A 23,155-nucleotide genomic window follows, 5' to 3' on the forward strand; every position below is an offset into this window, starting at 1 on the left:
CATGAAACTCCGCTGCGCCGTCCTCGACGACTTCCAGTCCGTCGCGACCACCGTCGCCGACTGGTCGCCCGTCGCCGACGACGTCGACGTCGTTTCCTTCCCCGAGCACTTCGCCACCGAGGACGGACTCGCCGCCGCCCTCGCGGACTTCGACATCGTCGTCACCCTCCGCGAGCGCGTCCCCTTCCCGGCGTCCCTGTTCGCCCGGCTGCCCCGGCTGAAGCTGCTCGTCGCCTCCGGCATGCGCAACTCCGTCATCGACCACGCCGCCGCCGAGCAGCACGGCGTCACCGTGTGCGGCACCGCCAGCTCCTCCACCCCGCCCGTCGAGCTGACCTGGGCCCTGCTCCTCGGCCTCGCCCGCGGCATCGTCCCCGAGGCCACCGCGCTGCGCCTCGGCGGCCCCTGGCAGTCCACCGTCGGCGCCGACCTGCACGGCCGCCGCCTCGGCCTGCTCGGGCTGGGGAAGATCGGCAGCCGGGTCGCCCAGGTGGGCCTCGCCTTCGGCATGGAGGTGGTGGCCTGGAGCCAGAACCTCACCAAGGAGCGCACCGACGAGGTGGGCACCGGCCTCGCGGCCTCCAAGGAGGAGCTCCTGGAGACCAGCGACTTCGTCTCGGTCCACCTGGCGCTGAGCGACCGCACGCGGGGCCTGCTGGGCGCCGCGGAGCTCGGCCTGATGCGGCCCACCAGCTATCTGATCAACACCTCGCGGGCCGCCATCGTCGACCAGGACGCGCTCCTCGCGGCGCTGCACGGCGGGACCATCGCCGGCGCCGGCGTCGACGTCTTCGACGTCGAGCCGCTGCCGGAGGACCACCCGATGCGCAGCGCGCCCCGCCTGCTCGCGACCCCGCACCTCGGCTACGTCTCCCGCAGCAACTACGCGACCTACTACGGCCACGCCGTCGAGGACATCCAGGCGTTCCTGGCGGGCTCGCCCGTCCGCCGCCTCGGCTGAGGCGGAACCCGCCCGGCCCCGGCCGGCCGCCTCGCGCCGGCCGGCCACCCGTCCCACCTCTTTCCCTTGCCCCACCCGTCCCACCGGAGCACTTCTGTGAGCATCATCAGCACGGCTCGTCGCACGATGAAACTCGGTGCCTTCCTCCCGGCGCCCGGACACCACGTCGCCGCCTGGCGGCACCCCAACGCCCGCCCGGACGGGGGCCTCGACTTCGCCTACTACCGCTCCCTGGTGCAGACCGCCGAGCGCGGCAAGTTCGACATGGTCTTCCTCTCCGACGGCGCGGGCGTCCGCACGCACTACAGGGACGCCGACGAGCTCAGCCGCCAGGGCCGCATGGTCCACTTCGAGCCGCTCACGCTGCTGTCGGCCCTCGCCGTGCACACCACGCACATCGGCCTCACGGCGACCGCGTCCACCACGTACAACGAGCCCTTCAACGTCGCGCGGAAGTTCTCCTCCCTCGACCACCTCAGCGCCGGGCGCGCGGGCTGGAACGTCGTCACCTCGGTGACGGACGCCGAGGCGCAGAACTTCAACCTGGACCGGCAGCCCGCGCACGCCGCGCGCTACCACCGGGCGCGGGAGTTCATGGAGGTCGTCACCGGCCTGTGGGACTCCTGGGAGGACGACGCGTTCCTCTACGACAAGGAGTCCGGCCGCTACTTCGACCCCGCGAAGCTGCACGTCCTCGGCCACAAGGGCGAGCACTTCCAGGTGCGCGGCCCCCTCAACCTCGCCCGCTCCCCGCAGGGCCGGCCCGTCATCGTGCAGGCCGGCTCCTCGGGCGACGGCATGGACTTCGCGGCCCGGTGGGCCGAGGTCGTCTTCACCGCGCAGCAGACCCTCGGCCAGGCCCAGGTCTTCTACAAGGACGTCAAGGACCGGGTGGCCGGCCACGGCCGCAACCCCGACGACGTCAAGGTCCTCCCCGGCGTCTTCATCGTGGCCGGCCGCACGCAGGCCGAGGCCGAGGACAAGTACGCCGTCCTGCAGGACCTCGTCGATCCCGTCGTCGGGCTCGGCCTGCTCACCGGCCTCCTCGGCGACGTCGACATCTCCCACCTCCCGCTGGACGGCCCGCTGCCCGAACTCCCGCCCACCGAGGGCAGCACCAGCCGGCAGCAGCTCGTCTACGAGCAGGCCCGCAGCCAGGGCCTGACCATCCGGGAGCTGTTCCTCTCCGTCGCCGGCGGCCGCGGCCACCGCTTCCTGCTCGGCACGCCGGAGACCATCGCCGACGAGCTCGAATCCTGGTTCACCGAGGGCGGCGCCGACGGCTTCAACGTCATGCCCGGCTACCTCCCGGACGGCCTCGACGACATCGTGGACCTCGTCGTCCCCGAGCTGCAGCGCCGCGGGCTGTTCCGCACCGAGTACGAGGGCACCACGCTGCGCGACCACCTCGGGCTGCAGCGCCCCGCCTTCGCACCCACCGGGAGCGGGTCGTGACCGTCGACGCCACCACCCTGCGCTCGGTGCTCCGGGCCCACGCCTCGGGCGTGGCCGTCCTCACGGCGGCCACCCCGGCCGGGCCCGTCGGGGTGACCATCACCTCCTTCACCTCGCTGAGCGCCGAACCCGCCCTGGTCTCCTTCGCCCTGGCCGACTCCTCGTCGACGTGGGCGCGCATGAAGGACGCGCACTGGTTCGGCATCCAGACGCTGGGGGCCGGTCAGACCGAGCTGGCGGAACGGTTCGCCGCCAAGGGCGCCGACCGGTTCGCGCCGCCCACGCGCTGGAGCACCGGCCCCCACGGCGTACCGCTGCTGGAGGGCTGCCCGGCGCGGCTCGTCTGCTCGCGCCGCGAGGTGGTCCGGGCCGGCGACCACCACCTGGTCGTGGCCGCCGTCGAGCACGCCGAGCGCGGCGAGCCCGCCGACGGCCTGGTCCACCTGCACGGCGCCCTGCGCGCCGTCGGCTCCACCACACCCGCAAGGATCTGACCCGTGCACAAAATCCTCCTCTTCTCCCGCCGTTCCCTCGGCAAGCGCCCCCTGCAGGAGTGGCTCGGCGCAACGGCCGGCAACGTCGTGCTGGTGACGCCGCGCACCGCCGTCGAGGGCGCCGAAGACGTCGTCGAGCAGCACTTCCTCGGCCACGCACTCGTCGACTCCTACGACTCCTGGGCGGCCGACCGGGCGGCGGAGACGGCCGCCCGCTCCTTCGGGGTCGGCCTCGTCGCCAGCACCAGCGAGGACGACGTCATCCGGGCCGCCCGGCTGCGCGAGCGGCTCGGCCTGCCCGGCCAGCACACCGCCTCCGCGCTCGCCTACCGGGACAAGGCCGTCATGAAGCGGCTCGCCCGGGACGCCGGTCTGACGGTGCCCGCCTTCGCGCCCGTCGACGACGCGATGGACCTGCTGGACTTCATCGACGCCCACGGCTACCCGCTCGTCGTCAAGCCGCGCTTCGGCGCGGGCGCCGAGGGCGTCGCCATGTTGCACGCCGCGGAGGACCTGGACGCCTTTCTCGACTCCGCCGGCACGGCCGCGGGCTCCGAGGAACCGTTCCTGCCGGGCCGGTGGATGGCGGAGGCCTTCGTCCGCGCACCCTTCTTCCACGTCGACGGCATCATGCGGGACGGCGCCGTGGTGCACTGCTGGCCCTCCCAGTACAGCAGCGGCGTGGCGGAGCACCTGAAAGACGCGACCGGCCTCAGCAGCGTGCTGCTCGCACCGGACGACGAACGCACCCCCGTCCTCATGGAGTTCACGGCCGCCGTCATCGCCGCCCTGCCCCGACCGGAGCAGACCACCGCCTTCCATCTTGAGGCGTGGATCGGCGACGACGGACGGCCCGTGCTCTGCGAGATCGCCTGCCGCGCCGGGGGCGTGCTCGTCGCCGACGCCTACGAGCGGGCCTTCGGCGTCCACCTGGCCAAGGAGGGCCTGCGCGCCCAGTGCGGCATGCCGCTCACGCTCACCGAACAGCCCACGGCTCCCGCCCCGGCGGCCGCCTGGGCCATCTTCCCGGCCGGCAAGGGCGTCTTCGCCCCTCCGGCCGGCCCCTGCCCCGTGCCGGGCGTCGAGCTGACCCTTCACCTCGCTGCGGGGACGAGGAGCGAGGGGATGACGTACCTGGGCGAGTCCGCTGCGGGCGTCCTGGTCACCGCGGACACCGCGGCCGAGGCCGGCAGACGGCTGAACGACGCCACGCAGTGGTGGACGCTGAACGCACGCTGGACGTAGCGGCGGTCCGCCGCGGCCCCCCGGGGCCGCGGCGGCTTCCGGCGCCGGTGGCGCACCTGCGCCCGACGGCGCCGGTCCGCGCCCCGGAGCGCTCCGTTCACTCCCGGACGCCCTGATGAAACGGGCCCTTCCGGTTGTACATTTGCGCTGGGACGCGACAGCGGAGGGGACCGCCTCATGTCGACCCTTGATATCGCGACCGCGCCGCTCGACCTGCCCGCAGTCCGCAGTCAGGTCGACGCCGTCCTGTCCGTATTCCTGGAAGGCAAGGCCCGCGCCGCCGCCGCGGACGGCCACCCGGCCGTGGTCACCGAATTCCTCGGCGACTTCCTCTTCTCGGGCGGCAAACGGCTGCGCCCCCTGCTGTGCGTCATCGGCTGGCACGCGGCCGGCGGCCACGGCACCCCCGCCCCGACGCTGCGGGTGGCGGCCTCCCTGGAGATGTTCCACGCCTTCGCCCTCGTCCACGACGACCTCATGGACGACTCCGCCACCCGCCGCGGGCGGCCCACCCTGCACCGCGCCTTCGCCGACCGCCACCGGGCCGGCCGCAGCGCGGCCGCCGCCGACCGGCTCGGCAGTAACGCCGCCCTCCTGATCGGCGACGTCGCCCTCGTCTGGTCCGACGAGCTCCTGCACACCGCCGGACTGCGCGCCGGCCGCCTCGCCGACGTCCTGCGCGTCGTCGACGCGATGCGCACCGAAGTGATGTACGGCCAGTGCCTCGACCTGCTGGCCACCGGCCGCCCCACCGCGAGCACCGCGCACGCGCTGGCCATCGTCCGCTGCAAGACCGCCAGGTACACGGTCGAACGCCCGCTCCACATCGGCGCCGCCATGGCCGGCGCGGGCCCGGCCTTCCGCGCGCGGCTGAGCGAGTACGCCCTGCCGCTCGGCGACGCCTTCCAGCTCCGCGACGACCTCCTCGGCGTCTACGGCGACCCGGCCGTCACCGGCAAGCCCCGGCTGGACGACCTGCGCGACGGCAAGCACACCACGCTCGTCGCCCTGGCCCTGGAACGCGCCGACCGCGCCCAGCGGCGGGCCCTGCACGCCCTGCTCGGCAACCCGGACCTGGACGAGACGGGCGCCGACCGGATCCGTGCCGTCTTCGCCGAGACCGGCGCCCACGCCACGGTCGAACGGCTCATCCAGTCCCGCTGCGAGCAGGCCGAGGAAGCCCTCGACCACGAGTCCTTCCCGCCCGCCGCGCTCGGCGCCCTGCGCCGGCTGGCCCGGGGCGCCGCCGCCCGGACCGCATGACGGTCCGAACACCGTTCGCACGGGCGAAGTTACGTTCCGTCAAGGTTTTTATGCGACGGACTGGACGCACGGGGCCTCCGGGACGGCATCAGAAGTGAGAGCGCGTGATGCTCTCCCGGGTCGTCGGGGGGCAGCAGGCCTGGACCGCTTCGGAAAAGAGACTAGGGAAACGTGATGTTCGACGGCACGACGCCGCCCGGACGCCGCAGGGGGGCGACCCTCGCACGGCGCACAGAACAGCACCACGTGCGGGGTCCGGCGTGAGCGCCCGGCACGCCGTGCTGGGCACGGCCGCCAAGGATCAGCACTCGGTGGTGTACGAGTCCTTCGTCCTGCGCAAACGGGGCGCCTATGTGAACTGGTCCTACGTCAAGCTGTATTCGATGGAGGACGCCCGTGAGGCGGCGAACGAGGCCTTCTTCAAGCTGTACCTGCACTGGGACGACGCGCTGGCCAGCGCCAGCACCGACGCCTTCGCCTTCAAGATCCTCCGCGATGTCGTGGCCGACATACTACGAAAACGCGACCGGCGTCCCTGCGTTCCGGTCGGCCTCGCCTTCGAGCCCACGGTCAAGCCCATCGCCGGCATCCCCAGCGAGGAGGTCGACCAGATCACCGCGCGCATGGAGGTGCACCGGGCCGTGGCCCGGCTCTCCGAGCGGCAGAACCGCTGCATCACCCTGCACTACTTCCTCGGCTACACCCCCGAGGAGATCGCCGACATCACGGGCCTTGCCGCCTCCACCGTCCGCTCCCACCTGGCCGCCGGCCGCAGTGCCCTGGCCGCGCTCCTCGACGCGCCCGCCGGCGAACCGCCCGCTCACGAGAAAGGCCACCACGGATGATCGACGACATCCTGCGCGGGACGCAGATCCGGACCCCCGCTTACAGCAGCGAGCAGCGCGCCGAGGACGACCGCCTGCTGCGGGCCCGGATCGAGCAGGTGGAGCGGCGCCGCGCCCTCGCCTCCCGCAGCCCGGCCCACGACTGGCTGGTTCCCACCTCCCCGGAACTGGCCGACCTGCTCCTGCAGTCCGTCGACGACGAGGCCCTCGCCTCGTTGTGGAAGCTCAAGCGGCGCCTGCGCCGCGATCTGAAGGAGCTGTGCAGCCAGGTCGCCCAGGCGCCCGGCGCGGCCGAGCGGCTGGTGGAGTTCGCGGAGGCCGAGCGCCCGACCGACCCCGTGGGCGCCCGCGGCCTGGGCTGCCTGCTCTACCTCAACGGCTGTGAGGCGGGGGCGCGGTTCTGGTGGCGGTACGCCGCCGGCGCCGACGACGCCACCAGCGCCTACTGCCTCTTCCTGGAGGGGCTGCTGCGCGACCGGCCCGGCGAGGCCGTCCACTGCTACCGCGAGCTGAACGCCGGCGGATTCCTGTGCGACGAGGACTGGGAGGGGCCCGACGCCGGGGCCCCCGCCACCGCCTCGTGGCCGACGGCCGTCAGCGAACACATCCGCGAGGTCAACACCGGCTCGGGACACGGGCAGGTGCCCATCCCCGAGGGCTACCTGGACGACGCCTCCCCGGCCGAACGCGACGAACTCCTCTGCCACCGCTGCTGAACGCCGCCGCCCGTGCCCTGCGGACCCGTGCGGGCCGCAGGGCACCGCCATGCCCACCCCGGACCGAAGGATCACCATGCCCCGACCACGCATCCCCCGACCGCTCCGGCCCCGGCGACGCCGGTTCCCGGCGCCGCGGAAGCACACCGGCGTGCGCCGCTTCGCCCGCGCCCACCGCGTCCAGATCGTCGGCGCCCTCCTGAGCGGCACCCTGCCCGCCGCGGCCGAGGTCCTCGGACCGTGGCTGCGGCGCTGACACGCGGGGCCGGACTGCGCCGGCCGGACAGGCCGGCCCGGGGCCGGCCTGTCCCCGCGTCAGGCCGCAGGGGCCGAAGTGACCTTCTTGCCCTGGTCGTTCACGGCGAACCACAGGCCCTGCTTGCCCTGCCCCGCCGTGTCGCCGGGTTTCTTGTCGCCCGTGAACCAGTAGACCGGCCAGCAGTCGACCGCCAGCTGCTCGGTGCCGTCCGGGCGGGTGACGGTGGTGATCAGCTTCTCCGGCACCCCGCGCACCGCGCTCTTCTCGACGGGCTTGGCGGGCTTCCAGGTCTCCAGGCAGGTGCCGGTGCACGCGAACTTCATCGGCCAGGCGCTGTCCTTGGCGAACCGGTACAGGGTCCGGCCCTGGCCGTCCACGAGGATCTTGCCGAGGGCGGGGTTGTCGGCGACGGACACGCCCGCGGCAGCGGGCTTCTCCCCTTGCTTCTCCCCCTCCTTCTCCTGGCCCTTCTCGCCTTCCTTCTCCCCTTCCTTCTCCTCCTGCTTCGCGCCCGCCTTCTTGCCGTCCGGCGCGAACGCGCTCCACGTGCCGCCCACTCCCTGGCCCTTGGTGTCGCCGGGCGCGGTGTCCTTGGCGTAGCGGTAGACGGGCCAGCCCGCGAGCGTGAGCTGCTTGGTCCCGTCGGCGCGCTGCACCTCCCCGACCTTCGCCCCGATCCCGGACGCCGCGGTCGCATCGCCTGCGGGCACGGGCGGCCAGGCCTTCGCGCAGTCGCCGTCGCACGTGGAGGCGGGCGGCTGCGCCGTGTCCTTGTCGAAGCGGTAGAGGGTCATGCCCGCGCTGTCGGCGACGACGGAGCCGATCCCCGGGGCCTCACGCACCGTCATCTCCTTGGCCGGGGCGTTCTTCGCCTGCGTTTGCGAGGAGCCGCCCGAGCCGTAGCCGCCGGCCCCGTACCCCTCGCCGATCTTGGAGGAGCTCCCGGCCGGGGCCTTGCCGTAGTCGTCCTTCGTGGACGAGTCACCGCCGCCGCAGGCCGCCGTGAGCATCATGACCGTGATCGCCGCTCCTGCGAGAGAGGCGTGACGCAGCTTGTTCATGAACCGTCCTTTGCTCGTGTTCCGGCGGTGAACCGCCGTTGCAGGGGGGATACGGAGCGGGTCCTTCGTCCGCTCAACGGGACCGGAAATTTGTCATCCGGTGACAGAAAGCGCTCAGCCGGCGGCCGCGATGCGCAGGGCGAGGGCGGGGCAGCGCCGCACCGCCCGCAGGGCCCGGCCGCGCATCCGCGCCGGGAGGGGCATCACGGCCCGTTCGGGGTAGCCGTCCGCGCCGAGCCGCAGCAGCCCGGGCAGCAGGTCCGCGCACAACCCGTGCCCCCGGCACAGCGTCCAGTCCACGAGCAGCTGCTCGGCGGGCGGCCGGGCGGAGCCGTCGGCACGGGCCGGTGACACGGACGTGTGCACGGCAGGCCCCTCGGGCAGCGGCAGGGCGCCGAGCGTCGGGCGGGCGCAGCCGTGCCCGAGGGCGTGGGCGGCGAACTCGTCGGTGAACACCGTGAGCGCGGAGGCCACGAACCGGGCGGTGCCGTCGGGGTGGGCGCAGGCGCCGCGCCGCTCCACCGCGGCCATCCGCGCGCGGGCCGCGTCCAGGGCGCGCTGCCCGCCGCCGTCCGCCGCGTCGGCCAGGGCGTCCGTGAGGGAGGGCAGACCGAGGGCGCAGGGCCCGCACTGGCCGGCCGACTGGGCCGCCAGCCACCGGGCCGTCCGGACCACTTCGCCCACGGGGCAGGTCGTCTCCGGCAGCGGCAGTACGGCTCCGGCGCCGAGGACGCCGCCGGCCGCGGCGAGCGAGTCGCGCGAGACGGTGGCCGAGCGGGCGGCCTGCGCCGGCAGCCAGCCGCCGTGGTAGCCGCCGACCAGGACGCCCTGGCCCGGCGCCGTCCGGCACAGGTCGAGGATGTACGTCAGGGGCACGCCGGTCGGGGTCTCGACCACGTGGGTGCCGGCGACGGTCAGCATGACGGTGCCGGGCTCGGTGGGCAGCCCGCACGCGCCGTAGCCCGCGGCCCCGAGCCGTGCCGCGACGGCGAGCTGGGCGAAGGTCTCGGTGTTGGAGAGCAGGGTGGGGGAGCCGCCGAGGCCGCTCTCGCTGGTGCGGATCCTGCGGCCGGACGGCAGCGCGGGGCCGCCGTCGATGCCGCGGACGAGCGCGGAGCTCTCGCCGGTGACGAAGCGTTCGGGCAGCAGGGTCACGTCCGCCCGGGGCTCGGAGGAGCCGCGTTCGGCGATGGCGCGGTTCACCGACCGCTCGACGTCGGGACGGGTCACGCCGACGGCCACGCGCTGGGCGCCGAGCGCCTTCGCCGCGAGCACGGCGCCGTCGAGGACCAGGTGCGGGGCGTAGAGCAGCAGGGCGGTGTCCTTGAGGCAGCCCGGTTCGCCCTCGCTGCCGTTGACGACGACGGCGGCGGAAGAGCCCTTGCGGTGCAGGGCCGTGGCGACCGCGCGCAGCTTGCGGGCGAACAGGAAGCCCGCGCCGCCCCGGCCGCGCAGGCCGATCTCCTCGGCGAGCCCGGCGAGTTCGCCGACGTCCAGGCCGGGGGCGGGGCCGTGCACGGCCAGGTGGGCGTCCCGGTCCATCCACGCCGTCTCGTCCAGGCCCGCCAGCAGCCTCGGCGGTCCGACGGTGGCCAGTGCGGGCACGGTCCGGTTCACAATGTGCCTCCGCGGCCCCCGCGGCCCGGGCGTTCCTCGCGCAGCCGCGAGCGCATGCGCAGGGCCAGGGCGCCCGCCACTCCCGCCAGGCACAGTGCGTACGCCGCGGTGGCCCAGCCGGCGGCGGGACGGCCCGCGTGCAGTCCGTGCACCAGGGCCGCGCCCCAGGCGGGGTAGGCCGCCATGTGCAGGGCCCGCCACTGGCGCGAGCTGCCGACGCTGCTGAACGCGCTGCGGAACGCCCCGGTGACCGCGACGGCGACGAACAGGTAACCCGCCATCGTGCCCAGGCCGATGAGCAGTGGTTGCGTGTTGTCGGTGAACGGAACGGCCGCGGCCGCGGTACTGGTACGGTCCTCGGCAACCTTCACCCAGATGTGCAGGGCGAGAAAGCCGAGCCCGGCCACGGCCAGCCCGCGGTGCACGCCCTGGGCGAGGAGTCGGTGGGCCGAGCCCAGCAGCCGCCGGTCGGTTGCGGCCAGCCCCCACAGCACGGTGGAGGTGAGCGAGACGAGCGCGAGGACCCCCGCGCCGAAGTCGAGGAACTCCTGCGTCCGTTCGGCCACTCCGGCCCGGGCGGCGACGGCAAGGAGAAGCAGGATCGCCGCCGGAAGGGCGGGGCGGGCCGAGGGCCGCAGCTGCGGCCGGGCCCGCGCCCTCGTGGCCCGGGGTCGAGGAAGAGTTTGCATTCGCGACATGTGCATACGGGTCTCCGCCGGGCGGTCTCCGGAGCTTCCGGCGACCGCCCGTGTTCCTGAGAAATCCGGAAATCCCTCGCTTCGGCGATATCCGCCGGGAGGGCCCTTGTTGAATTCACACGGTGTGACCGGTCGGCCACGGGAAGCCCGGCGGCCGAATGTGCAGAAGCATCGTCCATCTCCGCAGGATCTTCATAAGGTTTATCGCGCTGTGACAAATTCCCGTACGGCTGTCCCCCTGACGGCCGCCGACTGCTGATGATGCCCACTCAGGCGAGAGGGGCCCGGCCCGCATTTTCCGGTTTCCCGTCCCTCGCGCCCGGAACGGAAGTCCGGAGGTAGGACGATGTGCGAAATCCTGAACCGCATCTGGTCGCGGCCGCGCGGTGAGTGGTCCCGGGCCGTGAGAAGGGAAGTCCCCGCGGTCGCCGCCCGGCTGGCCGAGGAACTCCAGCGCAGTACACCGGCGTTCTCGGCGGTCGCACAGCGCATCGGCCCGGAAGCGACGCGGACCGCCGTCGAGCAGGCGCTGCTGCAGACGCTGGGGCTGGGGCCCGAGGCCGCCGCGGGGCGCATACCGCAGCCGAGGCGAAAACCCGCCCGCGTCGTCACCGCCATGCCCGGCACCCGGGCGCGCCAGGCCCTCTTCGCCGCGCTCGCCGACGACCGGTGCATCCCCTCCGACGTGCTGACCGAGCTCGCTGGCCAGGCCGGCTGGCCGCTGCCCCGCCGGGTGCGGGCGGTCGTCCTCGCCACCCCCAACGACGTGCCGTCGCCCGCGCCCCACCTCGTACCGCAGCCGTCCCCGCAGCTGACGTCCCAGCTGGCCGCGGCCTTGGGCCAGGGACTGCCGGGCACGGTCGATGCCGACCTGTGCCTGCTGATCCCCGACCCGGGGCCGCGGGCCCGGCCCGCGCTGGACGCCGCCCTGGAGGCGGCGCTGGGCGGCCGGCCCGCCGCCGTGGGTCACTCCGTGCCGGTCACCGAAGCCGCGGCGTCGCTGCGCTGGGCACGGCGGCTGCTGGGCCTCGCGGGAACGGTGAACGGTCCGGGCGGACGCGTCACGTTCGTCGACGACCACCTCTCCGACCTGATCGTGCTGCAGGACGAATCCCTGGCCCGGGCCCTGTCCGTACGGTGGCTGCGGCCCCTGGACGACCTCACCCCGAGGCAGAGCGAACGCCTGGAAGTGACGCTGCTGGCCTGGCTGGAGAGCGGCGGGGCACCGGAGGCGGCCCGCACGCTCAAGGTGCACCCGCAGACCGTGCGCTACCGCCTGCGCCAGATCGAGAAGCTCTTCGGTCCCGCGATGCGCGAGCCGCACAGCCGCTTCGAACTGGAGCTCGCGCTGCGCAGCCGGCGGCTGCTGGCCCGGGCCCGGCTGCTGCGCTCGCGGGCCCACGGCACCGCACGGGCGGTGGGCGCGGCCGTGCAGCCGCTGGGCTCCGCAGGGCGGGCCCGGGTCAACGGCCTGTGAGCCCTGCGCGCTCCGCCGGGCGGCCCGGACATGGCGCAGCGGCCCCGAATCCGGCAGTTCGGGGCCGCCGCCTTCCCGGCTCCGGGTGGCAGTGGGGGGTGAGGCGCACCCGGCGCCGGGGGTCCGGTGGGATCGGTGGGATCGGTGGGATCGGTGGGCGCGGACAGAGCGGTGGGAGTGGAGGGCCGGGGCGTCCTCAGCAGGTGCGGCCGGTGTTGATGCAGTTCGCCGCCCTGGACATCAGGGCGTCCGGCATCACGTTGATGAAGTCGCCGTGGTCGGTGACGGGCTTGTGCAGCTGCTCGGGGAAGCTGTCCACGGCGAACGGGACGCCCGCCGGAACGTCGTAGGTGATCCGCTGCACCAGCTGCGGGATGGCGCGGAAGCCGCGCGGGCACGAGCCGTCCGCACGGGCGAACGCCACGTGGGTGCGGTGGTTGGCGCTGTCCGTGCTGCGCCCGTCCCAGCAGTTCTGGAAGGCGAAGGTGCGTACGACGTCCGCTCCGTTCGGGCAGACCGGGTATTTGTCCTTCAGCTGCCGGTTCTCGAAGCCCACGCAACTCCACGAGGCATTCGCGTTGGCCGTGCCGTTGGTGAGCGCTTTGGCGTCGCCGGTGATGATGCGGAGGAATCGCGGCATCGCGGTCACCTTCGTCACCGGGCTGCCCCGGAACTGCAGGGACACGGACGCGGGCCGCAGGATGGTTCCCATGTTCCCGTCGTGCCCGCCGCCCGGTGCCCGGGCATCCGGAGCGGCTTTTCCGTCCAGGACGCGCAGCACCGGCCAGTAGTGCGTCGACTTGTCCCCGTTGGTGCAGGTGGTCCCCGCCGCGGCGAGGCTCGCATCGGTGGAAAAGGCGTCGGTGGATTTATTACCCACGTAATCGTGCATGTGGTGGGCGCCGTTGCGCACCCCCGGCGTCACGATGACATTGTCGGGGTTGAAGTGACCATTCTCATTGCGACCGCACACGGTGGTGAACGTGCCGGTCGACCCTCCGCGGGCGGCGGCGGGCGTGCCCTTCGTGGCCGGGGCGTTCCTGATGTCGGCGAAGTCGGCGCGGGACGGGCCTCCCTGCATGCCCCCGCTGCCGAGCCGGGAGCTCAGGGGACGGGAGGAGTCGTCGGCCGCGGCCGTGCTGACCTTGCTGGTCCGGCAGCCGCTGAGGCCGGTGAGCTCGCTCGGCGAGGTGCCGCCCGTGTCCGCCGCGCCCGCCGCGCGGAGGGAGTCGGAGATCCTGCCGATGGTCTCCGTGCGCTTGCGCTGCAGATCGCCGAGGACGGCCTCGGGCTCCGACGCCGTCATCCGCCCGTAGGCCTGGGCCACCTGGGCGTCGAGCTGGGACAGCCCCTTGGAGACCTCGGTGCGGGCCGGCGCGGGCACGTCCTGCAGCCGGTCGCCGACGTCGGGGCAGGAGATGGTCGTCGTCGCCGCGCCCGCGGCCTGCGTCCCCGCGGCGTCGGAGGAGCGGCCGCCGTCGCGGCCTGAGGCGTCACGGGAGGCACCGGCCGAGGCGTAGTCGGCCACGATCGCCGTACCGCCTCCGCCGAGCAGCAGCGCCGCGGCCGCCACCACCGCCCGGGTCCGCAACTTCGAGCGTTTGTGGGCCTGTCGCATCATGTGGGGTCACTTCTTTTCGTTGTCGCCTGTGTGGGGGAAGTCGACGAGTCCGGTGTTCTCGAGGACGGTGATGTGGTCGAGGACGACGGTGTTGGCGCGGGTCGCCAGGGCCCGCACCGCGGTGTTGGCGGTGCGGTCGCGCACGAGGGCCACCAGGCCGAAGACCTTGCCGTGGGCGGCGCGCACGAGGTTGGCGAACACCCGGTCGAACGTGGCGCCGCGGGAGTCCTGCAACTGGTCCAGCCACCCCTGCTGCTCGGCGCTCGGGCGCTCCGGCAGGCTCACGCCCAGCGAGCGGGCCGTGTCGACGGAACGCTGGTCGAGCTCGGTGTGCCCGTCGACCAGATGCTCCCCGGCCATGTGGACGGAGTCCGTCGTCCCGCGCTCCTGGGCGAGCTTCCCCGCGGGCTTCTCCCAGAGCCCGGCCAGCCGCACCCGCCGGACGAAGTCCCGGTCCAGCGCCGTCAGCGGCCCGGACGGCGTCTGCCGGGTCCCCTCCCCGTCGTCGGTCCACGCGGTGCGGGCGCCGGCCGCCGCCGGGCCGGCACTGCCGAAGAGGTACACCGGCACCAGCAGCGCCAGCAGGGTCGCGGCCAGCGAGAAGACGACGAGCCCGGTGCCGAGGGTCCGCCACGACATGGGCCGGCGCGCCTGCAGGGAGCCGACGGACCTCAGGGAACGTACGGACCGCAAGGAACGCACGGGTCGCATGGCACCTTCTTCACTCGCTCGTCTGCTCGGAATGCCCACGGACGCTAACCCCGCGGAGAGCACGACGGACAAGCCTTCGCTCCCTCTGACAAACCCCCGCTCCCGTCCCCCGCGCGCTGCTACCGTTCCGCGCGCGCAGGGAGGGCGGCCCCGGTTCTCACCTGAGGCGCGCCGCGGCTCACAGCTCGACGAGGGCCTGCACCGGGAGGTGGTCGCTGGGGAAGCGGCCGTCCTCGGAGTAGGTGTTGATGCCGGCCCGCAGGGTGCGCACCGACGGGGAGGCCAGGATCCAGTCGATGCGGTCCCCGTCCGGGACCAGGGGCCGGTAGCCGTGGAACGTCGCGTACTGCGGGCCGCGCTCGGCGGCGGTGTCCCAGGTGTCGGTCAGGGAACCGTCGCCGAGCAGCGCGTCGTAGACCGGGTTGCCGTGGGCCGGGACGTTGAAGTCGCCGGTGACGATGCGGGGGAGGGCGGGGTCGAGGGCCCGGAGCCGCTCGCCGATCAGGGCTGCGCTGCGCTCCCGCGCGTACTGGTGAAGGTGGTCGAGGTGGGTGTTGAGGACGTGGAGGCCGCCGCCGGTGTGCAGGTCGGCGAACCGGACCACCGTCGCCATGCGCACGACGGTGTTTCCCCAGGTGGCCGAGCCGATCAGGGCGGGCGTGCCGGAGAGCCAGAAGTGGTCGAACTTCTCGGGCGCCAGCCGGAGCGTGTCGTGGAAGACCGCGCCGAACTCGTCGCGGCTCCCGCCGAGCCGGCCCAGCCCGGTCCACGCGTAACGGGGCCCGAGGTCCTCGGCGATGTCGCGCAGCTGGCGGTACAGGCCCTCCTGGGTCCCCAGCACGTGCGGCCTCTCGTGCCGCAGCAGCCGCCGCATCACCGGGCGCCGCTCCGACCAGGGGTGGGGGCCGGTCTCGGAGGCGTACCGCAGATTGAACGACATCACGCGCAGCGGGGGCGGCGGAGCGGGAGCGGACATGGTGCCTCCTGGTCGGGAAGGTCCGGAAGGTCCAGGAGATCGTCCCGGCCGGACGGGAGAGAGGCAAGAAGCGAAGCGGCCTTCTGCCGTGGCCCGTGCCGTACTCCCGGTGCCGTCCCCCGTGCCGTGCGTTCCCGTGATCCGGGTCACTGAAAGGCCGGGTGACCGGGTGTCACGAGGAGGATGTCGCGGAGGAGAGCACCGGCTTCGACGTGCCGGGCCGTTCCGGGCCGAGTCGGGGCGTAAGCGAAGGGATGTGCGCTGTGCCGTACGCCGGGAGCGCGGACGGGGTCCGCATCGCCTATCAGGCCGGGGGAGAGGGCTCCCCGCTGGTCCTGCTGGCGGGACAGGCCTGCAGTCATCACTGGTGGGACGGCGTCCGGGACGACTTCCACGCCGCCCACCGCACCGTCACCCTCGACTACCGGGGCACGGGGGAGAGTGACAAGCCCGACGAGCCCTACAGCATCGAGGGGTTCGCGCAGGACGTGATCGCGGTGCTGGACGACCTCGGCGCCGACCGGGCCCACGTGTACGGCACGTCCATGGGCGGGCGGGTCGCCCAGGTGCTGGCCGTCCGTCACCCGGAGCGGGTCCGCGCGCTGGTGCTCGGCTGTACGTCACCGGGCGGCCCGTACGCCGTCGAGCGGGGCAACGACGTGCGCAGGTCGTTGGCCGGGCCGGGGCCCGCGGCCGTGCAGGCCCTGCGCGAACTGATGTACACCCCGGCCTGGCTCGCGGCCCACCCCGGCCCTTCGCCCACGCTCGGCGACCCCGCCATGCCGGCCCACGCCCGGCGCGGGCACCTGGCGGCCAGCAACCGGCACGACGCGTGGGACGCGCTGCCCGGCGTCTCCGCGCCCACCCTGGTGGTGCACGGCGGCGACGACCTCCTCAACCCCACGGCCAACGCGCACCTCCTCGCGGACCGCATCCCGGGTGCCCGGCTGCACCTGATCCCCGGGGCGCGGCACGCCTATTTCGAGGAGTTCCGCGCCACGGCGGGCCCGCTCGTCCTGGACTTCCTCGCGGAGCACGAGGGGGGAGAGGTCAGGCCGGTACCGCCTCGATGAGGTGGAAGGCGTTCGGGCGCGGCAAGGGGGTGATGGAGTCGAGACGGAAGCCTCCCTGGGCGCACAGGGCGGCGAAGTCCTCGGCGGTGCGTTCCCGGCCGCCCACCGTGACCAGCATGTTGAGGTCGCTGAGGTAGGTCAGGTCGGTGTTCCCGGCGGGCACGGTGGGCGGCAGCACCGGCTCGACGATCAGGAGGGCGCCGCTGTCCGGGACGACCTTCCGGATGTGGCGCAGGATGGTCGCGCACTGCTCGTCGTTCCAGTCGTGGATCACGCTCTTGAGCAGGTAGAGGTCACCGCCGGCAGGGGCCGAGGCGAAGAAGTCGCCGGTCTCCAGGGAGACCCGGTCGGTGAGGCCGTCGCGCGCGAGCCGCGCGGGTGCCTGGGCGAGGCCTTCGGAGGTGTCGTAGAGGATGCCGCGCGGCCGGGGGTGCGCGCGGAGGACCGAGGCGAGCAGGGTTCCGTCGCCGCCGCCCACGTCCACCACGGTGCCGAAGCGGCCGAAGTCGTAGTGCCCCGGGACGGCCTCGGCGGCGAGCTGCGTGGCCTGGCTCATGGCCGTGTTGAACTCGGCGGACAGCTCTGGCCGCTCCCGCAGGTAGCCGAAGAAGTCCGTGCCGAAGGCGGTGTCGAAGGTCGGCGCCCCCGTCCGGACGCCTTCGTCCAGCAGGTCCCAGCCGCGCTGCAGCGAGGGGTCGGTGAACATCCGGGCCAGGGCGGTCATCGCGCCGGGTACGTCCGGGCGCAGCAGGTCGCCGGCCGCCGTGGTGGCGAAGGTGCCGGGCGCCGTCTCGGTGAGCAGCTGCAGGCCGGCCAGCGCCCGCAGCAGCCGGAGCGTGGCTTGCGGCTGGGTTTCCAGCGCGGTGGCGAGCCCGGCGGCCGTGCACTCGCCGCCGCCGATGCGTTCGAAGACGCCCAGCCGTACGGCGGTGCCCAGCGTCTGCGTGGCCATGTGGCCGAAGACCAGCTGCGCCACGGTGTTGCGCACGTGCCATTCGGCCGGTGCCTGCCCGTCGTCGCTTCCTGTCGTGGTCATCGCGGCCCTCCCGTCATGGCGCCTTGCGGCACCCGTCAATGATCGTGCGGCATGCCGGGGCCGGTGGCGCGGGACGGCGGTCGCCCGGCATTCGACTTAGGTAACCCTAAGTTGAATGCCGGGCGATCGGCAATGCTCCGTCAGTTGCCGCCCTCCGGGCGCAGGCCGAAGTGCACCGTCTTCGCGGTCAGCAGGAACAGGTCCGCACGCCGGTCGATGCCCGCCGGGTCGGCCGGGTCGAGCAGCCGGTCCAGCGTCGCCGCGTCCCCGTCGTCCAGGAGCTCGGTGCACATCCTGCGCTGCCGCTCCAGGGACTGCCGCACGGACTGCCGCGTCCGCTCGTCGAGCGGTGCGGGACGGTCCACGAGGAAGGTCTTGCTGCGCACCTGCGCGAGCCCCGCGGCCCGCAGCATGCCGGGCCAGTCCTCGACCACGGCGACGGACCCGGGCAGTTCCTCCCGCATCCGGCTGTACCGTTCCGCCATCGCCACGTCCAGCCGGGCCTGCAGGCCGGGCCGCCCGAAGCCGAGGTCGCGCGGCAGCGAGCGAGCCCGCATCTCGCCCTCGACGACGGCCAGCACGCCGCCGGGGGCGAGCAGCCCGGCGAGCCGGTCCAGGGCGTCCTGCTGATCGCCGACGTGGTGCACCACCTGCGCAGTCCACACCAGATCGGCCGTCCCCAGGCCGTCGATCCCCTCCGGGAACCCGGCCGCCCGGGTCCGCAGCCGGACCCCGAGCCGGCCCGCCCGCTCCTCGGCGCGGGCCAGCAGCTCCGGCGACCCGTCCACGGCGACGACCTCGGCCTGCGGGAACGCCTGCGCCAAGCGGCAGGCCGCGACGCCCGGGCCGCTGCCGATGTCGAGGATGCGCCGCGGCGCGCCGCCGGTCAGATGCCGCAACTCCTCGACGGCCTGCTGCACGTAGGGGCTGTGAGCCTCGCCCTCGAGCTCCAGCATGTCGGCCAGTGCGGCCCAGTCGAAGTCGTTCACCGGATGTGCTCCCTCGGCTCGTCGGCCGGCTCCGCCGCCGGCTCGTCCCTCTGGCGCAGACTGTGCGGCCGGATGGCGATCCTTGACAAACCTTGTTGCTGTTTCTGCAATAGAGGCATGGAAGAAGTGCTCGCCGCCGTCGGCCCCCGTCTCAAGAGCATCCGCCGGCAGCGTCAGTGCACTCTCGCGGCCCTGTCGGAGGCGACCGGCATCTCGGTCAGCACGCTGTCCCGGCTGGAGTCCGGGCAGCGCAAGCCGAGCCTGGAGCTGCTGCTGCCCATCGCGCACGCCCACCAGGTCCCCCTCGACGAGCTGGTGGGCGCGCCGCCCGTAGGTGATCCGCGCGTGCGGCTGAAGCCGGTCCGGCGCGGGGACTCCACGGTGGTGCCGCTGACCCAGCAGCCGGGCGGGCTGCAGGCGTTCAAGATGGTCATGGGCACCTCGCGCAGCCGCCCCGACCTCCGCACGCACGAGGGCTACGAGTGGCTGTACGTGCTCGGCGGCAGGCTGCGGCTGGTCCTCGCCGAGCACGACATCGTCCTCCAGGTGGGCGAGGCCGCCGAGTTCGACACCCGGGTGCCGCACTGGTTCGGCAGCACCGGGGACGCGCCGGTGGAGGTCCTCAGCCTGTTCGGGCCCCAGGGCGAGCGCATGCACGTCCGCGCCAAGCCCTCCGGCCAGGGCTGACACCGGCGCGGGGCGCGGCCCGGGCTGGACGTCTCCTCAAGCACCCGCCACCAGACTCCGGGCCGTGATGCCTGCGTTCCGGCCGTGACGTCCGCCGCCGTCCGCCGCCGCCCGCCCGGCGGCGATGCCGCGGGCCGCCCCGACATCCCGTACCCCTTGGAGACCTCCCCGTGCGCTTCTTCGCCGACGTCACACCCCTGCGCCGCTCCGCGGACTTCCGCCGGCTGTGGTGCGGGAACACCGTGTCCTGGATGGGCCAGCAGATGACGGCGCTCGCCGTCTCCCTGCAGGTCTACGCGATCACCGGCTCCACGTTCTCGGTGGGCCTGGTCGGCCTGTGCTCCCTGGTCCCGCTGGTCGTGGCGGGCCTGTACGGCGGAGCCGTCGCCGACACCGTCGACCGGCGGGCCCTCGGCCTGGTCAGCGCGTCCGGCGCGGCGCTGCTGTCCGTCGTCCTGGCGGCCGCCGCGCTGCTCGGACTCCGGCAGGTGTGGCTCCTGTACACGGTCGTCGCCCTGCAGTCGGTCTGCTTCGCGATGAGCACCCCGGCCCGCAGCTCGATGATCCCCAAGCTCCTGCCCCGGGAACAGCTCCCCGCCGCCAACGCCCTGTCCTCCCTGACGACCAACCTCGGCCTCATGGGCGGCCCCATGCTCGGCGGCGCCGTCGTCGGACTCTGGGGCTTCCAGGCCGCCTACCTGATCGACGTGGCCGCGTTCTCCGCCTCCCTGTACGCGATGTGGCGCCTGCCGTCGATGCGTCCCGAGCCGGCGGTGGCCACGGGGGCGGCCGGCGCGGTCGGGACGGCTGGTGCGGCCGGTGCCGCCACCGGCCGGCGGACACAGAGGCGCGCCTCCGTACGAGGCGGCCTGCGCTTCCTCGTCACCCGCCCCAACCTGCGCATCACGTTCCTCGCCGACCTGGCCGCCATGGTGCTGGCCCAGCCCCGGGCGCTCTTCCCGGCCATAGCGGGACTCTGGTACGGCGGTGACACGAAGACGGTCGGCCTGCTCGTCGCCGCGCCCGCCGTGGGAGCGGTGCTGGGCGGGCTGTTCTCCGGCTGGCTCGGCCGGATACACCGGCACGGACTCGCCGTGCTGCTCTCCGTCGCGGGCTGGGGAACGGCCGTCACCGTCTTCGGCCTGACCCGCAACCTCTGGCTCGGCCTGCTCTTCCTCGCCCTGGCCGGATGCGCCGACAGCATATCGGCGGTCTTCCGCACCACCATGCTCCAGGCGGCCACCCCGGACGACATGCGCGGCCGCCTCCAGGGCGTCTTCATCGTCGTGGTCGCGGGCGGGCCCCGGCTGGGGGACTTCCTCGCAGGCTCCGCCGCGGACCTCGCCTCACCCTCCTGGGCCGTCGTCGGCGGCGGCCTCGCCTGCCTGGCGGCGATCGCGTTCATCGCCACGCAGTGGCGCAACTTCGCGCGCTACGACGCGCGTTCCCCGCAGCCGTAGAACGAACCCGGCCGTAGGACGAAGTCAGCCGTGGGACGGACTCGGCCGTAGGACGAACCCGTCCACGGACCCGGCTCAGCCGGAGAACCGGCCTGCCAGCAGGCTCCCGAGCGCCGTGCGCCGGTGCAGCACCGCCCGTCCGGCCCGGACCGTCGCGATCAGCCCCGCGTCGCGCAGTGCGGCGGCGTGGGCGGAGGCGGTGGCGTTGCTGACGCCCAAGCGCCGGGCGAGGCCGCTGGTGGTGTGCTCCTGCACGAGCGCGAGCAGGATGTCGGTCCGGGTCCGCCCGAGCACCCCGGCCAGGGCGTCGTCCGCGCTTCCCGCCCCGCCCGTCGCCCCTGCTCCGTCCGGTGCGAGGGGCAGGCCGGGGCCGGCCGGATAGGTCAGGCCCAGGGGGCCGCCGGGCAGGTCGGCGAGAACAGGACGGCCGTTCCAGTGGAACGTGGGCAGGAGCAGGAGGCCGCGCCCGCGCAGCCGTACCTCCTGCTCGCCGGGAGCCTCGATCTCCCAGACGTCCCCGCGCAGCCGGGTGCCGGGGACGAGGCCGGTGAGCGCGGCGCCGGTGCCGTGCTCGGCCACGGCCAGGGCGTGCCGGGCGAACTCGGCCCGGTGCAGGTCCTGGACCAGTGGCCACACGGGGCGCAGGACCGTCTCGAAGGCCGTGTGCTGGGCGTGGCGGATCAGCTGCCGGGCACCGGCGTCACCCCGGTGCAGCTCGTGGATCCACGGCGGCACGGGGGCGGCGTGCCCGGCGTACACGCGCTCGATCTCGGAGCGGACCAGCTCCGGGCGCGCGGCGAGCACGCTGTCGAGCGCGTCCTCGAGCGTGTCGCTGAACACGTCGAGGAAGCCCGGCGCCGCTCCCGCGGGGACGAGGTCCGCCAGCGGTTCGACGGAGGCCGGCAGGGAACGCAGCAGCCGCTGTCGCCAGCGGCCGAAGAGCAGTTGGTCGTCGCGGCGGAACGCCATCATGAACGCCGCGTTGAGCTCCTGCATCGGGGCCGGGCGGGGCGCGAACCGGACCCGCGCGAAGTCGGCGGCCGTGAAATGGATCCGGATCACTACTCTCCCCGGCGCCGCAGCGCCATCGTTTCGGGCAGGGCCTGAACGATCGACCGCGATCCCCGCCGGGCGCCAGCATGCAGGCGTGCCCCCGCCATTCACGCAGGGGGCCGCCGGGCGCCACAAGGGCCGGCGTCACAGTGGGCACCAGGGGAGAGTCATGCGTCACTACAAAGCTCGTGAACAAGCCGGGGTGAGCCGGCGGGCCGTCACCAGGTCGGCCGTCCTGGCCGCCGCCCTGCTGCTCCCGGGAGGCCCCGGCGGAGTCGGCGGCCCCGGCGGAGCCGTCGCGCAGGCGCGGTCCGGGGCCGGGTCCGGGGCCGGCATCACCCTGCGGCTGCCGGCGCCGACGGGCCCGTACCGTACCGGGGTCACCACGCTGTACCTCGTCGACCGCTCGCGGCCCGACCCGTGGGAGCCGGGGATCCCCGTCCGGGAGGTGATGGCCACCGTCTTCTACCCGGCCCGCACCGTCCGCGGCTTCCCGGTCGCCCGGCAGATGAGCGCAGGCGCCGCCGGGTCCTTCGGGCTGGACGGGCACAGAGTCCACCCGGAGCTGCCGCATGCCGGCGCCGACTGGTCGGCCACCACGACCCACTCGCACACGGGCGCCCCCGCGCAGGCCTCGCGCCGGCGGCCGGTGCTGCTGTACAGCCCCGGCGGCGGCGATCCGCGCACCATGGGCACCACGCTCGCCGAGGAACTGGCGAGCCACGGCTACGTGGTGGTGACCGTCGACCACCCCGGCGATGCGAGTGAGGTGGAGTTCCCGTGCGCCATGACCGGACGGGACACGGTCCGCCCGACGATGCTGAGGGACGACCCCAGGAAGCGCCCGGACTTCTTCCGCACCCTGATCGACACCCGTATCGCGGACACCCGCTTCGTCCTGGACCGGCTGCAGGCGCTCGCGGCCGGACGGAACCCGGACGCGGCCGGGCGCGCCCTGCCGGAACACCTCGGCCGGGCCCTGGACCTGCGGAGGGTCGGCGTCTACGGGCACTCGGCAGGCGGCACCACGGCCGCGGAGACGATGTACGAGGACCGGCGCATCGGCGCCGCGGTCAACCTGGAGGGCTACCTGGACCGGGCGCCGGAGGCGCCCGGCCGGGCGGGCGAGCCGTACCCGGTCGCCCGGCACGGGTCGGACCGGCCGCTGCTCCTGCTGGGCACGGACGGCTTCCCGGGCAGGCAGGAGCTGGAGCCTTCCTGGCGGGCGGTGCTCGCCCGCTCGGGAGGGCGCGCCCAGCGCCGGCAGCTCGACGGCGCCGCGCACGGGGTGTTCACCGACTACGCCGCTCTGGCGCCCCAGTTGCAGGCCGCCGGGCTGATGACGGCGGCCGGCCGGGCCTCGCTGACCGGCCCGGCCGATCCCGCGCGGTCGGTGCCGGCCGTACGCCGCCACGTGCTCTCGTTCTTCGCCCGCCACCTGCCGGTGCGCTGAGCGGG

The 23,155-nt window shown here is 74.1% G+C and carries 22 protein-coding genes; 13 read left to right on the forward strand and 9 right to left on the reverse strand.

Going from position 1 to position 23,155, the window contains the following annotated elements; translation table 11 throughout:
- The first annotated feature begins 1 nt into the window (after position 1).
- The 8 genes from AS857_RS03370 to AS857_RS39410 all read left to right on the forward strand — a co-directional run bounded on the left by AS857_RS03370 (position 2) and on the right by AS857_RS39410 (position 7,235).
- Positions 2–961 (forward strand): D-2-hydroxyacid dehydrogenase family protein, encoded by a 960-nt coding sequence (locus AS857_RS03370; RefSeq protein WP_058041588.1) that lies wholly within the window; start codon positions 2–4, stop codon positions 959–961.
- 96 nt (positions 962–1,057) lie between these two features.
- Positions 1,058–2,416, forward strand: coding sequence for an LLM class flavin-dependent oxidoreductase (locus AS857_RS03375; RefSeq protein WP_338058241.1), 1,359 nt, complete (start codon positions 1,058–1,060; stop codon positions 2,414–2,416).
- Entirely contained in the window at positions 2,413–2,910 is a 498-nt protein-coding gene (locus AS857_RS03380; protein ID WP_058041589.1) for a flavin reductase family protein, read from the forward strand. Before AS857_RS03375 ends, AS857_RS03380 begins: the two co-directional genes overlap by 4 nt.
- Positions 2,911–2,913: 3 nt before the next feature.
- The gene (locus AS857_RS03385) at positions 2,914–4,155 is read left to right on the forward strand and encodes an ATP-grasp domain-containing protein (protein ID WP_058041590.1); all 1,242 of its coding nucleotides are present in this window, start codon (positions 2,914–2,916) and stop codon (positions 4,153–4,155) included.
- Between the two features lie 177 nt (positions 4,156–4,332).
- Positions 4,333–5,418 (forward strand): polyprenyl synthetase family protein, encoded by a 1,086-nt coding sequence (locus tag AS857_RS03390; protein WP_058041591.1) that lies wholly within the window; start codon positions 4,333–4,335, stop codon positions 5,416–5,418.
- A 260-nt stretch (positions 5,419–5,678) separates the two neighbouring features.
- Positions 5,679–6,263 (forward strand): RNA polymerase sigma factor, encoded by a 585-nt coding sequence (locus AS857_RS03395; protein ID WP_058041592.1) that lies wholly within the window; start codon positions 5,679–5,681, stop codon positions 6,261–6,263.
- Complete coding sequence (locus AS857_RS03400) at positions 6,260–6,979, forward strand: hypothetical protein (protein WP_058041593.1); 720 nt, start codon at positions 6,260–6,262, stop codon at positions 6,977–6,979. The genes AS857_RS03395 and AS857_RS03400 overlap by 4 nt, the downstream gene beginning before the upstream one ends.
- 76 nt (positions 6,980–7,055) lie before the next feature.
- Positions 7,056–7,235 carry a hypothetical protein gene (locus AS857_RS39410; RefSeq protein WP_144440706.1) on the forward strand — a complete coding sequence of 60 codons (180 nt, stop codon included), beginning with the start codon at positions 7,056–7,058 and terminating at the stop codon, positions 7,233–7,235.
- Between the two features lie 59 nt (positions 7,236–7,294).
- On the opposite strand, the gene AS857_RS03405 is transcribed toward AS857_RS39410, so the two are convergent.
- The 3 genes from AS857_RS03405 to AS857_RS03415 form a co-directional block, all read right to left on the reverse strand.
- The gene (locus AS857_RS03405; protein ID WP_058041594.1) at positions 7,295–8,299 is read right to left on the reverse strand and encodes an SCO0930 family lipoprotein; all 1,005 of its coding nucleotides are present in this window, start codon (positions 8,297–8,299) and stop codon (positions 7,295–7,297) included.
- Positions 8,300–8,413: 114 nt separating this feature from the next.
- On the reverse strand, positions 8,414–9,916 hold the full coding sequence (locus AS857_RS03410; RefSeq protein ID WP_420823905.1) for an NADH-ubiquinone oxidoreductase-F iron-sulfur binding region domain-containing protein: 1,503 nt from the start codon (positions 9,914–9,916) through the stop codon (positions 8,414–8,416).
- Positions 9,913–10,614, reverse strand: coding sequence for a hypothetical protein (locus AS857_RS03415; RefSeq protein ID WP_245699566.1), 702 nt, complete (start codon positions 10,612–10,614; stop codon positions 9,913–9,915). The genes AS857_RS03410 and AS857_RS03415 overlap by 4 nt, the downstream gene beginning before the upstream one ends.
- 346 nt (positions 10,615–10,960) lie before the next feature.
- Here AS857_RS03415 and AS857_RS03420 point away from each other — a divergent pair, with 346 nt between their 5' ends.
- The gene (locus AS857_RS03420; RefSeq protein WP_058041596.1) at positions 10,961–12,091 is read left to right on the forward strand and encodes a PucR family transcriptional regulator; all 1,131 of its coding nucleotides are present in this window, start codon (positions 10,961–10,963) and stop codon (positions 12,089–12,091) included.
- A gap of 196 nt (positions 12,092–12,287) precedes the next feature.
- Here AS857_RS03420 and AS857_RS03425 read toward each other — a convergent pair whose 3' ends face one another.
- The 3 genes from AS857_RS03425 to AS857_RS03435 all read right to left on the reverse strand — a co-directional run bounded on the left by AS857_RS03425 (position 12,288) and on the right by AS857_RS03435 (position 15,399).
- Positions 12,288–13,712: a DUF1996 domain-containing protein gene (locus AS857_RS03425; RefSeq protein ID WP_058041597.1), complete on the reverse strand. Its 1,425-nt coding sequence runs from the start codon at positions 13,710–13,712 to the stop codon at positions 12,288–12,290.
- A 6-nt stretch (positions 13,713–13,718) separates the two neighbouring features.
- Positions 13,719–14,423, reverse strand: a complete 705-nt coding sequence (locus AS857_RS03430; RefSeq protein ID WP_079110033.1) for a DUF4142 domain-containing protein — start codon at positions 14,421–14,423, stop codon at positions 13,719–13,721.
- Between the two features lie 178 nt (positions 14,424–14,601).
- Entirely contained in the window at positions 14,602–15,399 is a 798-nt protein-coding gene (locus AS857_RS03435; RefSeq protein WP_058041599.1) for an endonuclease/exonuclease/phosphatase family protein, read from the reverse strand.
- Between the two features lie 263 nt (positions 15,400–15,662).
- Here AS857_RS03435 and AS857_RS03440 point away from each other — a divergent pair, with 263 nt between their 5' ends.
- The gene (locus AS857_RS03440) at positions 15,663–16,472 is read left to right on the forward strand and encodes an alpha/beta fold hydrolase (RefSeq protein ID WP_058041600.1); all 810 of its coding nucleotides are present in this window, start codon (positions 15,663–15,665) and stop codon (positions 16,470–16,472) included.
- Here the strand turns inward: AS857_RS03440 and AS857_RS03445 are convergent.
- Together AS857_RS03445 and AS857_RS03450 are read right to left on the reverse strand one after the other, a co-directional pair.
- Entirely contained in the window at positions 16,450–17,508 is a 1,059-nt protein-coding gene (locus AS857_RS03445) for a methyltransferase (protein WP_058041601.1), read from the reverse strand. The two genes, AS857_RS03440 and AS857_RS03445, sit on opposite strands and share 23 nt — an antisense overlap.
- 140 nt (positions 17,509–17,648) lie before the next feature.
- Positions 17,649–18,497 (reverse strand): class I SAM-dependent methyltransferase, encoded by an 849-nt coding sequence (locus tag AS857_RS03450; RefSeq protein ID WP_058041602.1) that lies wholly within the window; start codon positions 18,495–18,497, stop codon positions 17,649–17,651.
- A 117-nt stretch (positions 18,498–18,614) separates the two neighbouring features.
- Here AS857_RS03450 and AS857_RS03455 point away from each other — a divergent pair, with 117 nt between their 5' ends.
- Together AS857_RS03455 and AS857_RS03460 are read left to right on the forward strand one after the other, a co-directional pair.
- Positions 18,615–19,184, forward strand: coding sequence for a helix-turn-helix domain-containing protein (locus AS857_RS03455; RefSeq protein ID WP_058041603.1), 570 nt, complete (start codon positions 18,615–18,617; stop codon positions 19,182–19,184).
- A 170-nt stretch (positions 19,185–19,354) separates the two neighbouring features.
- The gene (locus tag AS857_RS03460) at positions 19,355–20,644 is read left to right on the forward strand and encodes an MFS transporter (protein ID WP_058041604.1); all 1,290 of its coding nucleotides are present in this window, start codon (positions 19,355–19,357) and stop codon (positions 20,642–20,644) included.
- A gap of 75 nt (positions 20,645–20,719) precedes the next feature.
- Here AS857_RS03460 and AS857_RS03465 read toward each other — a convergent pair whose 3' ends face one another.
- Complete coding sequence (locus AS857_RS03465) at positions 20,720–21,706, reverse strand: winged helix-turn-helix domain-containing protein (protein WP_058041605.1); 987 nt, start codon at positions 21,704–21,706, stop codon at positions 20,720–20,722.
- A 160-nt stretch (positions 21,707–21,866) separates the two neighbouring features.
- Here AS857_RS03465 and AS857_RS03470 point away from each other — a divergent pair, with 160 nt between their 5' ends.
- Entirely contained in the window at positions 21,867–23,150 is a 1,284-nt protein-coding gene (locus AS857_RS03470) for an alpha/beta hydrolase family protein (protein WP_058041606.1), read from the forward strand.
- Positions 23,151–23,155: the final 5 nt, after the last annotated feature.

Origin of the sequence: Streptomyces roseifaciens (genome assembly GCF_001445655.1) — a bacterium.
GTDB classification, from domain to species: domain Bacteria; phylum Actinomycetota; class Actinomycetes; order Streptomycetales; family Streptomycetaceae; genus Streptomyces; species Streptomyces aureoversilis.

Coding starts and splice junctions, on each gene's coding strand:
- AS857_RS03370 (WP_058041588.1), top strand. CDS start 2: ATGAAACTCCGCTGCGCCGTCCTCGACGACTTCCAGTCCGTCGCGACC.
- AS857_RS03390 (WP_058041591.1), top strand. CDS start 4,333: ATGTCGACCCTTGATATCGCGACCGCGCCGCTCGACCTGCCCGCAGTC.
- AS857_RS03400 (WP_058041593.1), top strand. CDS start 6,260: ATGATCGACGACATCCTGCGCGGGACGCAGATCCGGACCCCCGCTTAC.
- AS857_RS39410 (WP_144440706.1), top strand. CDS start 7,056: ATGCCCCGACCACGCATCCCCCGACCGCTCCGGCCCCGGCGACGCCGG.
- AS857_RS03405 (WP_058041594.1), bottom strand. CDS start 8,299: ATGAACAAGCTGCGTCACGCCTCTCTCGCAGGAGCGGCGATCACGGTC.
- AS857_RS03415 (WP_245699566.1), bottom strand. CDS start 10,614: ATGTCGCGAATGCAAACTCTTCCTCGACCCCGGGCCACGAGGGCGCGG.
- AS857_RS03420 (WP_058041596.1), top strand. CDS start 10,961: ATGTGCGAAATCCTGAACCGCATCTGGTCGCGGCCGCGCGGTGAGTGG.
- AS857_RS03425 (WP_058041597.1), bottom strand. CDS start 13,712: ATGATGCGACAGGCCCACAAACGCTCGAAGTTGCGGACCCGGGCGGTG.
- AS857_RS03430 (WP_079110033.1), bottom strand. CDS start 14,423: ATGCGACCCGTGCGTTCCTTGCGGTCCGTACGTTCCCTGAGGTCCGTC.
- AS857_RS03435 (WP_058041599.1), bottom strand. CDS start 15,399: ATGTCCGCTCCCGCTCCGCCGCCCCCGCTGCGCGTGATGTCGTTCAAT.
- AS857_RS03445 (WP_058041601.1), bottom strand. CDS start 17,508: ATGACCACGACAGGAAGCGACGACGGGCAGGCACCGGCCGAATGGCAC.
- AS857_RS03455 (WP_058041603.1), top strand. CDS start 18,615: ATGGAAGAAGTGCTCGCCGCCGTCGGCCCCCGTCTCAAGAGCATCCGC.
- AS857_RS03470 (WP_058041606.1), top strand. CDS start 21,867: ATGCGTCACTACAAAGCTCGTGAACAAGCCGGGGTGAGCCGGCGGGCC.